At 73.3% G+C, this 10,544-nt stretch carries 10 protein-coding genes, 1 pseudogene and 1 riboswitch; of the genes and pseudogenes, 7 read left to right on the top strand and 4 right to left on the bottom strand.

Annotated elements, in window-relative coordinates:
- Together B0E54_RS27620 and B0E54_RS27615 are read right to left on the bottom strand one after the other, a co-directional pair.
- Positions 1 to 623: MFS transporter (locus B0E54_RS27620; protein ID WP_234589189.1), on the bottom strand; the 623-nt coding region annotated here is incomplete at its 3' end.
- Between the two features lie 610 nt (positions 624 to 1,233).
- Positions 1,234 to 2,013, bottom strand: a pseudogene (locus B0E54_RS27615) (hypothetical protein); the annotation flags it as partial.
- 211 nt (positions 2,014 to 2,224) lie between these two features.
- Here B0E54_RS27615 and B0E54_RS27610 point away from each other — a divergent pair.
- From B0E54_RS27610 to B0E54_RS27595, 4 genes are all read left to right on the top strand, one after another.
- Positions 2,225 to 3,334 (top strand): N-acetylmuramoyl-L-alanine amidase, encoded by a 1,110-nt coding sequence (locus B0E54_RS27610; RefSeq protein ID WP_234589188.1) that lies wholly within the window; start codon positions 2,225 to 2,227, stop codon positions 3,332 to 3,334.
- A 148-nt stretch (positions 3,335 to 3,482) separates the two neighbouring features.
- Positions 3,483 to 5,057, top strand: a complete 1,575-nt coding sequence (locus B0E54_RS27605; RefSeq protein ID WP_234589187.1) for an FMN-binding glutamate synthase family protein — start codon at positions 3,483 to 3,485, stop codon at positions 5,055 to 5,057.
- A 190-nt stretch (positions 5,058 to 5,247) separates the two neighbouring features.
- Complete coding sequence (locus tag B0E54_RS27600) at positions 5,248 to 5,859, top strand: GNAT family N-acetyltransferase (protein WP_234589186.1); 612 nt, start codon at positions 5,248 to 5,250, stop codon at positions 5,857 to 5,859.
- Positions 5,856 to 6,437, top strand: coding sequence for a GNAT family N-acetyltransferase (locus tag B0E54_RS27595; protein ID WP_234589185.1), 582 nt, complete (start codon positions 5,856 to 5,858; stop codon positions 6,435 to 6,437). Before B0E54_RS27600 ends, B0E54_RS27595 begins: the two co-directional genes overlap by 4 nt.
- Here B0E54_RS27595 and B0E54_RS27590 read toward each other — a convergent pair.
- Positions 6,332 to 7,306: a YafY family protein gene (locus B0E54_RS27590; protein WP_234589184.1), complete on the bottom strand. Its 975-nt coding sequence runs from the start codon at positions 7,304 to 7,306 to the stop codon at positions 6,332 to 6,334. The genes B0E54_RS27595 and B0E54_RS27590 overlap by 106 nt on opposite strands.
- 94 nt (positions 7,307 to 7,400) lie before the next feature.
- Between B0E54_RS27590 and B0E54_RS27585 the strand changes: the two genes are divergently transcribed.
- From B0E54_RS27585 to B0E54_RS27575, 3 genes are all read left to right on the top strand, one after another.
- Positions 7,401 to 7,838 (top strand): VOC family protein, encoded by a 438-nt coding sequence (locus tag B0E54_RS27585; protein ID WP_234589190.1) that lies wholly within the window; start codon positions 7,401 to 7,403, stop codon positions 7,836 to 7,838.
- A gap of 57 nt (positions 7,839 to 7,895) precedes the next feature.
- Positions 7,896 to 9,083: a DNA polymerase IV gene (gene dinB / locus B0E54_RS27580; protein WP_234589182.1), complete on the top strand. Its 1,188-nt coding sequence runs from the start codon at positions 7,896 to 7,898 to the stop codon at positions 9,081 to 9,083.
- Positions 9,084 to 9,198: 115 nt separating this feature from the next.
- Complete coding sequence (locus B0E54_RS27575) at positions 9,199 to 9,558, top strand: hypothetical protein (protein WP_234589180.1); 360 nt, start codon at positions 9,199 to 9,201, stop codon at positions 9,556 to 9,558.
- A gap of 93 nt (positions 9,559 to 9,651) precedes the next feature.
- On the opposite strand, the gene B0E54_RS27570 is transcribed toward B0E54_RS27575, so the two are convergent.
- Complete coding sequence (locus B0E54_RS27570; RefSeq protein ID WP_234589175.1) at positions 9,652 to 10,323, bottom strand: transglycosylase family protein; 672 nt, start codon at positions 10,321 to 10,323, stop codon at positions 9,652 to 9,654.
- A riboswitch (cyclic di-AMP (ydaO/yuaA leader) is annotated at positions 10,323 to 10,467 on the bottom strand. (Overlaps the previous gene by 1 nt.)
- Positions 10,468 to 10,544: the final 77 nt, after the last annotated feature.

Raw genomic sequence — 10,544 nt, 5'->3', positions numbered from 1 at the left:
TCGTGCGCGGGGTGCGACGGTGCCGGGCCGGGCGGCGTGCGGTGCTCGGGGAACCGGGCCGCGACGGCGGCGGCGAGCAGGCAGGCGAGCACACTGGCCGCGCCGACCGCCGGGTACCCGCCTGCGGCGAGCACCGGGCCGGCGAGCACCCCGGTGACCACCACGCCCAGCACACCCGCCGTCCGGGCCCGACCGAGCACCCGGGCGTACCGACCGACGGCGCCGAGCCGGTCCAGTTCGGTCCAGACCAGCGCCTCCAGGGCGCCGGACACCAGCGCCCCGCCGGCGCCCCACAGCAGGAACCCGACCGCGAATGCCGGGTACGACGGGAGCAGCACCCACAGCGCGTAGCCGGCCGCGGTCACCAGCGGGGCGAGACACAGCAGCAGCCGACGCGACACCACGTCGGCCCACGCGCCGGACGGCACCTCGAACAGGATGCCGGCGGCCGACCAGATGACGAACAGGGACGAGATCTGCCCCACCGACAGGCCGGTGTCGGCGAAGAGCACCACGTACAGCGGGTAGAGCAGGACGAGGTCACTGAGGAACGCGTACGCGTAGAGGGTCACCGACAGCCGACGGACCGCCGGGTCGGGCACGCGCGAGGCGAGGTGGATCATGGGGCCTTCCCGTGGGAGTGGAGACGGACACCGGACGTGCGGTGCCCGTGGCGGTCCACGGGTGCGGCCGAAGGCGTTGGATCAATGTCGCCAGGTCATGCCGGCGATGGTAGACCGGCGTGACGGTGCCGGCCAGCGCTTTCGGCGTGCCGGCGCGCGACGTGAGCGGGGCGGGATCCGCGTGGATCCCGCCCCGTCGTCCCGCCGAGGGTCAGCGCCGGTGGGGATCCACCGGCGGGAGGACCGTCGTGGTTTCGCTGTCGTCGCTGGTGCGCTGGCCCGGAACCCCGCCGCTGATCACCTGGGTCGTGTCGGCGTCGCGGTGGGGATCCACGACCTGCGTGGTGTCCGGGTCGCTCGGGCGGGCGACCACCTGCGTGGTGTCGTCGACCCGCTCGGCGGTCGGGGTCGTGACGACTGGCTTGTCCCGGGCGACCACCTGCGTGGTGTCGTCGGTCGACGGCCGCACCACCTGAGTCGCGTCCGCGTCCGTGTCGGCGGGGCGGGTCACCACCTGCGTGGCCTCCGGGTCGGAGGGCCGCGTCGTCACCTGGGTCGCGTCCGCGTCCCTCTCGGCGGGGCGGGTCACCACCTGCGTGGCCTCCGGGTCGGACGGCCGCGTCGTCACCTGGGTGGTGTCCGCGTCGGCGCGGGCGGCCGTCGCACGGGCCAGTTCGGCCTCGGCGTCGCGGCGACTGGCCCGGTAGGCGCGGGTGTGCGTGGCGATCAGCTGCGACTCCTGCTCGGCGCGGGTCAGCCACGCCTCCCAGCGACTCTGCATCGGACGGATCAGGCCGCCACCGACGCCGACGACGAGGATGCCGCCCACAGTGGCCAGCACCGCGATCAGCACCGGGGTGGTGACCGCGGTGGCCACACCGATCTGGTTCAGCGCCGCGATGACGCCCAGGCCGAGGATGAACACCGAGGCGGTACCGGCCAGCACCCGACCGTACGAGAGCCCGCCCAGCGCCCCGCTGATGATGTCCTTGACGGCGTTGGCGATGGCGGCGGCGACCACGACGATGACGATCGCGACGAAGGCGCGGGGCAACCACGCGACCACGGCCGTGATCAGGTCGGAGATCGGGTTGGGCCCCCAGATGCCGAAGGCGAGTTGCAGGGTGAGCAGCAGCACCGCGTAGTAGACGAGCTTCGCGACGATGTCGCTGGCGTCGTACCGGGAGCGGCTCAGGGCCCGGCGGATGCCGCCGCGCTCGACGGCGCGGTCGAAGCCCACGCGTTCGAGGACCTTCTCCACGATTTTCAGTACGGCCTTGGCGATCAGCCAACCGGCCACCAGGATCGCCAGGAAGGCGACGGCCTTGGGCAGGAAGAGCATCACCGAGCGAAGGGCGTCGCCCACCGCGTCGCTGACGTTGTCACTCATAGGGTCGTTCCTCCATGCGGAGCAGCCGGGATGGTAGGTCCCCGACCTACCCCCACCAGCGGTCGGGGAAACGCCGCTCCCGCTGCGCGGGGTCTAGCGCACGGACGAGTCTTGGCAATATTCTCCGGAGTACGTGCGGCCACTGGAGCTACTTTTCATCCCCCCGCCGTCGGCCGCAGGAGGAGATGTCATGCACGTCGACCATTCCGAAGTGGACCGCCGAACGCTGCTGCGTGCCGGTCTCGGCGCGGCCACGGTCGCCGTCGTCGGAAGCGAACTCGCCTTTTCGGGCGCGGCGCAGGCCGCTCCCGGCACCGACCTGGACTGGATCATCAGCTGCGACGAGTGGGCCGCCCGCCCGCCGAAGGACCCGCTGTCGGTCAGCGCCATCCCCACCAACAAGATCATCGTGCATCACATGGCGTTCCCGAACGTCACCGACTACTCCCGCGAGCAGGCGGTCAAGCTGGCCCACGACTGCCAGGACCTGCACATGGACGGCAACGGCTGGTCGGACACCGGCCAGCACTTCACGGTGAGCCGCGGCGGCTACGTGCTGGAAGGCCGCCGGGGCAGCCTGGAACGCCTCGAAGCGGGCGACCGCCAGATGATTTCGGCGCACTGCCCGGGCGAGAACGGCCGGGCCATCGGCATCGAGAACGAGGGCACCTACGTCACCGAGACCCCGCCGGAGGCGTTGACCGACTCGCTGGTCAAGCTCTGCGTCGCGATCTGCCGGCAGTACGGGCTGCACGCGTTCGACATCTTCGGCCACTGGGACTTCCGCACCACCGAGTGCCCGGGCGCGGCGTTCTACCGGCAGTTCCCGGACCTGCGGCGGCGGGTCCACGCGGTCCTCGGCACCAAGCTGGGCGACGTGCCGGCCCGCCGCTGGCCGGACCTGTGGCGGTTCGTCAACTCGCCGTCGGTCCGGGTGGTGCAGCACCTGCTGGCCTACCGGGGCTACGCCGTGACGGTCAGCGGCACGTTCGACGCCGCGACCGTGGCCGCCGTGCAGGACTGGCAGGCCCGCAACGGCATCGCCGTGGACGTGGACGCCACGCTCACCACGCCGACCTGGGAGACCCTCGCGCCGGAGCTGGACCAGCACGCCGCCGGAGCGCCGGTCACGGCCGTGCAGGAGATCCTCGCGACCAAGGGGTACGCGGTCACCGTCACCGGGGCGTACGACCACGCCACCCGCGGGGCCGTGCAGGACCTGCAGGCGCTGCACGGCCTGCCCCGCAACGGCAAGCTCAGCACGAGCACGTGGTGCGCGATCGTCGGCGGCACGGTCCGTCAGTCGTTCATGCACCACTGACCCTGGGTCGGAGGCGGCACCTGGTGATCCCCGTGCCGCCTCCACCGCGGGGTGGACGCCGGCCACCAGCGCGCACCCGGGGCCTGAGCAGCGCATTGTCGGCGACGTGCCGGTTTGGCCGAGGGCTCAGGCGGAAAGGTTGCCCGGCATGACTTGGGCCCGTCGAGCCGTACCCGCCGTAGCCGCCGCCGTCGCGGCGCTCGCCGCGCGGGATCTGATCCAGCGCGACCATGCGCTGCTGCGCAACTTCCCGGTGCTCGGCCGCGCCCGGTACCTGCTGGAGGCCATCGGGCCGGAGCTTCGGCAGTACATCGTGGCCGGCAACAACGAGGAACGCCCGTTCACCCGCGACCAGCGTCGCTGGGTGTACGCGTCGGCGAAGCAGGAGAACAACTACTTCGGCTTCGGCACGGACAACGACATCGAGCACACACCCGGATACCCGATCATCAAGCACCGCACGTTCGGCCGGGCCGTGCCGCCGTCGTCACCGACAGCCGGGCACGACGTCCAGCTGCCGTGCGCGAAGGTGCTGGGCGCGGCGCGGGACCGGGCACGCGCGTTCCGACCGGAGTCGGTGGTCAACATCTCCGGGATGAGCTTCGGCTCGCTCTCGGGCAACGCCATCACCGCCCTGAACAAGGGGGCCGCGCTCGCCGGGTGCCTGCAGAACACCGGCGAGGGCGGCCTGTCGCCGTACCACCGCAACGGTGGTGAGCTGATCTTCCAACTCGGCACGGCGTACTTCGGCTGCCGCGACGAGCACGGCCGCTTCAGCCTCGACCGGCTGAAGGACCTGGTCGCCGGCGCCCCCGTCCGGGCGTTGGAGATCAAGCTGAGCCAGGGCGCCAAACCGAGCCTCGGCGGGCTGCTGCCCGGGGCGAAGGTGTCCGCCGAGATCGCCGCCACCCGGGGCATCCCGGCCGGACAGGACTGCGTGAGCCCGTCGCGGCACGCCGAGTTCTCCGACTGTGACAGCCTGCTCGACTGGGTGGAGCTGCTGGCCGCCGAGACCGGCCTGCCCGTCGGCATCAAGTCGGCGGTCGGCGACCTCACCTTCTGGCAGGAACTGGCCAGCCTGATGCGGGACACCGGCCGGGGCGTCGACTTCGTCACGGTCGACGGCGGCGAGGGCGGCACCGGCGCCGCGCCGCTGATCTTCACCGACTCGGTGTCGCTCCCGTTCCAGCACGGCTTCTCCCGGGTCTACAAGGTCTTCGCCGAACACGACCTGCACGAGCAGGTGGTGTTCATCGGCAGCGGCAAGCTCGGCCTTCCGGACAACGCCATCGTGGCGTTCGCGCTCGGCTGCGACATGGTCAACGTGGGTCGGGAGGCGATGCTGTCGATCGGCTGCATCCAGGCGCAGAAGTGCCACACCGACACCTGCCCCACCGGGGTGGCGACGCAGAACGCGTGGCTGGCCCGGGGCCTCGACCCGACGCTCAAGTCCGTCCGGGCGGCCAACTACCTGCGGACCCTGCGCCGGGACCTGACCAAGGTCGCCGAGGCGTGCGGCGTCGAACACCCCGGCCTGATCGGCACGGACGCCGTGGAGATCCTGGACGGCCGTACCGGCTCGGCCCCACTGCACGAGGTGTACGACTACCAACCGCACTGGGGCATGCCCTCGCCGGCCGACCAGAAGGAGATCATCCGGCTGATGACCCCGGAGTCGCCCCGGGGCGGCAGCGCCCCTCCGTCGGCGACCGCCGTGGGCTGAGGGCGGCGGCTGAGAGCGGCGGAAGCAGCCGCGGGCCTCCGCTCTCGGGCGGCCGTGACTCCGAGGCAGCCGGCACGACAATCGCTGCCCCGGCGGCATCCGGCATCGACGGGTCGGGGCACTCGTCATCGACGGCCGCCGACCGGTAATCGTGTGGAGCCGTTGCCGGCTACACCCGTATCGTGGCGCGGTGCTGATCAGACGCGAGACGCCCGCCGACGTCGATGCCATCCGCGCGGTGCACGCGGCCGCCTTCGCCAGGACCACGGACGACGGCACGCCAGCCGAAGCCACGCCGGCCGAGGTAACGCCGGTCGAGGCCACGCCGGCCGAGGTAACGCCGGTCGAGGCAACGCCGGTCGAAGCCGCGCCGGTCGAGGCGACGCTTGTCGACGCGCTGCGGGCCGACGAGGGTTGGCTGCCCGCGTACTCCCTGGTGGCGACCGATTCGGACGGCCAGGTGGTAGGGCACGTGGTGGCCACCCGCGGCCGGGTGGGCGGTGAGCCGGTCGCTCTCGGCCTGGGGCCGCTCGGCGTGCTTCCCGCGTGGCAGCGTCTCGGCGTCGGCACCGCGCTGATGCACGCGGTGCTCGGCGCGGCCGACGCCCGCGACGAACCGCTCGTGGTGCTGCTCGGGCATCCCGGCTACTACCCACGGTTCGGCTTCCGGCCGGCCGTCGAGCTGGGCGTCACACCGCCACAGCCGTGGGGTCCGCAGTACTTCATGGCTCGGCCACTGACCGCGTGGCGCGAGACCATCCGGGGCGAGTTCCGCTACGCCAGCCCCTTCGACGACCTGTGAACCCACCGCGCATCCGCCGCCGGCGAGCCGCCGACCTCGACGGCTGCGTCGCGGCGCTCGCCGACGTCCACCGGGTCGACAGCTATCCGCTGAACTGGCCGGCCGACCCGCACCGCTGGCTGCGCGAGCCGCACCCGGCGCGCGCCTGGGTCGCCGTCGACCCCGCTGGAACGATCGTCGGACACGTCGCGGTGCACCGCCTGCCCGACCCGGCGGACGAGCCGCACCCCGAGCCGGCGGCCGAGGTGGCCCGCCTGTTCGTGGCGCCGGCCGCCCGCGGGCTGGCGCTGGGCAGCGCTCTGCTGGCCCGGGCCCGGCACTGGGCGGACGCGCGCCGGGTGCGTCTGGTGCTCGACGTGGTCGCCGACGGCGCCGCAGCCGTCGCCCTCTACGAGCGCACCGGCTGGCGGTGCACGGGCACGAGCACGGCATCGTGGGCCGCTCCGGACGGCAGCCCGGTGTCGTTGCGGCGTTACACGGTGGGCTCCGACGCCGGCCCGGCCAGCGCCGCCAGGCGGCGGGCGAGCCGGGCGGCGGCCTCGCGCAGTTCGACGGGCTCCAGCACCTCCACCTCGTAACTCAGGCGGGCGATGTGCGCGGCGAGCCAGTCCAGGCTGTCGCCGCCGACGACGAGCACGCACCACCCGTCGCGGTCGGCCTCCACGCGCCCCACCTGCGGCGGCACCACCTCCCGCACGCGCTCGGGCGGAGCGTGCACCCGCACGCGGGCGAGATGCCGGTAAGGCGCGTCGGTCACCGACCGCTGCACGAAGGCGATCGGATCCGGATGCTCGCGCGCCGCAAAGCGCCAGGTCGTCGCCACCGTGGCCCGCATCCGGTCCAGGCGGAAGGTCCGCCAGTCGTCACGATCGACGTCCCAGGCCATCAGGTACCAACGACGGCCGGTGGTGACCATCCGGACCGGCTCGACCGTCCGCTCCCGTTCACCGCCGTCGCGGCCGGCGTAGCGGAACCGCACCCGCACGGCGTCCCGACAGGCCCGGGCGAGGGTCACCAGCAGCTCCGCGTCGATCTCGACCACCGGGCCGATGAGCGTCTCCGTCCAGCCGTGCACCGCCCGCACCTCGACGCGCAGCCGCGCCGGCATCACCTGGTCGAGTTTCGTGAGTGCCCGCAGGGCCGCCTCGCCCGCCCCCGCGACAGTGCCTCCCGACGCCAGTCGCAGGGAGACCGCCGTGGCGATCGCCTCCTCGTCGTCCAGGAGCAGCGGCGGCAGCCGGGTGCCCGCGCCGAGCCGGTAGCCGCCGCCGACGCCAAACGAAGCCTGGACGGGATACCCGAGGGCGCGCAGGCGTTGCACGTCGCGGCGCACACAGCGGTCGGTGACACCCAGCTCGGCGGCGAGTTCGGTGGCCGTCCACGACGGCCGCCGCTGCAACAGGGCCAGCGTCCGCAGCACCCGCTCCGTCGTCGCCTCCACAGTCACCCGCCGATCGTTGCACGAATAGCGGAACGGCCCTGTCCGCCATCAGCGAGAGGGTGGCGGCATGACCAGCCGGAGCAGAAAAGAGGGAGCTGTCATGGCCCGCGAGGTGCAGATAACGTTCGACGCCGCCGACCCGGCAAGCCTGGCGGCGTTCTGGGCCGCGGCCCTCGACTACGAGTTGCAGGGACCGCCCGGCGACTTCGACTCGTGGGACGCCGCGCTGGACGCCATGGGTGTGCCGCCGGAGCGACGCAACGACGCGTCGGCGGTGGTCGACCCCAAGGGCGCGGGGCCGCGCCTGTTCTTCCAGCGCGTGCCGGAGGGCAAGCAGGCCAAGAATCGCGTACACCTCGATGTGCGGGCCGCCCCCGGGCTCACGGGTGACGAGCGGATGGCGGCCCTGGAGGCGGAGGCCGAGCGGCTCGTCGCCCGCGGCGCCACCCGCCTCGCACGGCACGAACCCGCTCCCCCGCTCGGCGCCGGCCACCTCGTGCTCGCCGACCCCGAGGGCAACGAGTTCTGCCTCGACTGATCGCGCGTTCCCCCAGCTCACCGCCGCGATCACCGGACGTCGTGCGAACATGTGTACGTGTCGAGCGGCGCCCACATCCTGCACGCCGACCTGGACGCGTTCTACGCGTCGGTCGAGCAGCGCGACGACCCGCGCCTGCGGGGGCGTCCGGTGATCGTCGGCGGTGGTGTGGTGCTCGCCGCCAGCTACGAGGCGAAGGCGCGGGGCGTCCGCAGCGCGATGGGTGGCCAGCAGGCCCGCAGGCTGTGCCCGGACGCGATAGTGGTGCCGCCCCGGATGGCGGCGTACACGCAGGCCAGCCGGGCGGTGTTCGAGATCTTCCGGCAGACCACCCCGCTGGTCGAAGGGCTCTCCATCGACGAGGCGTTCCTGGACGTGGGCGGCCTGCGGCGGCTCGTCGGCGCACCGGCCGACATCGCCGAGCGGCTGCGCCGGGAGGTCCGCGACCGGGTCCACCTGCCGATCACGGTGGGCGTGGCCCGGACGAAGTTCCTGGCGAAGGTGGCCAGCGGGGTGGCGAAACCGGACGGGCTGCTGGTCGTCGCGCCCGACGCCGAGGTGGAGTTCCTGCACCCGCTGCCGGTGGAACGGCTGTGGGGCGTCGGCCCGGTCACGGCGGCGAAACTGCGCGAGCGCCGGATCCGTACCGTCGGGGAGGTGGCCCGGCTCGGCGAGGCCGCGCTGGTGTCCCTGCTCGGGGCGGGCGCCGGCCGGCACCTGCACGCCCTGGCCCACAACCGGGACCCCCGGTCGGTGCAGGTGGGCCGACGCCGGGGCTCGATGGGCGCGCAGCACGCGTTGAGTCGTACGCCGCACGCCCCCGCCGAGCTGGACGCCATCCTGGCGGGCCTCATCGACCGGGTCAGCCGGCGGATGCGGGCGGCCGGGCGGTCCGGGCGCACGGTGGTGCTGCGGCTGCGCTTCGGCGACTACACCCGGGCCACCCGCTCGCACACCGTCGGCAAGGCGACCGCGGACACCACGGCGCTGCTGGGCGCCGCGCGGGCGTTGCTGCGGGCCGCGCTGCCGGAGATCGAGCGCCGCGGAGCCACCCTGATCGGCGTCTCGGTCGGCAACCTCGACGACAACCCGGTGCAGCCGGAGCTGCCGTTCGACGTCGACACCGGGGCGGACCTGGACGCCGCGGTGGACGCGGTACGCGACCGGTTCGGCTCGGCGGCACTCACCCGGGCGGTGCTCCTCGGCCGGGACCCGGGTGTCGAGATGCCGCTATTGCCGGACTGAGCCCCGTGTGGGGGGCCGGCCAGCTGCGACCGGAGACACATCACAGCAGGTCGACGGTTTAGCCGGCGGCTCACGGGTGACCCTTGGGGGGAACAGCCTGACGAGGGGGGCCACCATGTCCGACGACACCAGCAACCGACCGAGCCGGCACGCCGAACGCCCGCACGACGTGACCGACCCCCTGCTCTGGCAGTTGGCGGTCGACGTGCTGAGTGCCCACGAGCCCGACGACGAGGGCCACTGCCGCAACCTCCAGTGCGCCGGCCAGTCCTGGCCGTGCTCGGCCCGCGCGGGTGCCGAGCAGTCGCTCCGGCTGGCCCGCAGGACCCCCGGCGCGGTCGAGATGACCATCGGCGGCGACGACGCCGGCACGGGCTGGCCCGGCGAGGCCGCGGCACCTGCCGGCCGGTGGGACCGCAGCGCCAACGCGGTGGCGTCGCGCCGGGAGTCGAGGGCCTCCGCTCCGGCGGCGTAGCCGCGACGACACCCGTTGCTCAGAGGCGATCAGCGCCCGACGAACGACCGAACGCTCGGCCGGTGACCCGGCCGAGCGTTCGTGTGTCGTACGTCAGAGAGCGAGCCGCTGACCCGGGAAGATCAGGCCGGCGTCGGCGCCGATCAGCTGCCGGTTGCGCTCGTACAGGGCCTCCCAGCCGCCCGCCTGGTGGTGGCTGTCGGCGATCTCCGACAGGGTGTCCCCCGGCTTGACGACGTACGTGTCGCCGCCGGCCGCGGGGGCGGTGCGCTCGTGGTTGCGGGTCGCCGGCTGGTCACCGCGCGACGACCGCTCCTTCGGTGCGGTGGAGCGGTCCTTCGGTGCGGTGGACCGGTCCTTCCCGGCGGTGGACTTCGAGGACTTCGCGGCGGAGCCCGACGAGCCACCCTTGCGGCCACAGGTCGGCCACGCGCCGATGCCCTGCCCGTCGAGCACCTTCTCGGCGATGGCGATCTGCTCGCCGCGGCTGGCCAGGTCGGCACGGGCGGCGTACTTCTTGCCGCCGTAGCCGGCCCAGGTGCCCTGGGAGAACTGCAGGCCGCCGTAGTAGCCGTTACCGGTGTTGATCTTCCAGTTGCCGCCGGACTCGCACTGGGCGATCGCGTCCCAGTTGACACCGGCCTGGGCCGGGGCCGCGGGCCCGAAGAGGGCGACGGCGCCGGTGACCGCGCCGACGGCCAGGGTGCCGACGGCGACGCGGCGGGTGGTGACCCGTCGATGACGGGGAGTGTAGACAGACGTCATGTGTGGTTCCTCCACGCCGGCGAGGTGAGCTGTCGGGTTCGGGCCGAGGAGCCCGGCCGCGCGGTGGCGGCTTCACCCCGAGGTGACATGCACCGAGGAACGTGGGTCCCCCGCTCCTGCCCGGGGTTCTGGTATCCGACGACCGGGGGCAGGATTTGGCGTTGCCGGTCGTGGTGTCCACGGTGGTGGACTCGACCGACGGTAGGCACGGTCGGTGACCC

Source organism: Micromonospora sp. MH99 (genome assembly GCF_021442385.1).
Classification (GTDB): Bacteria; Actinomycetota; Actinomycetes; order Mycobacteriales; family Micromonosporaceae; genus Micromonospora.
The sequence above is the reverse complement of the archived record's forward strand: the minus strand, read 5'-3'. Positions and strand labels throughout refer to the sequence as shown.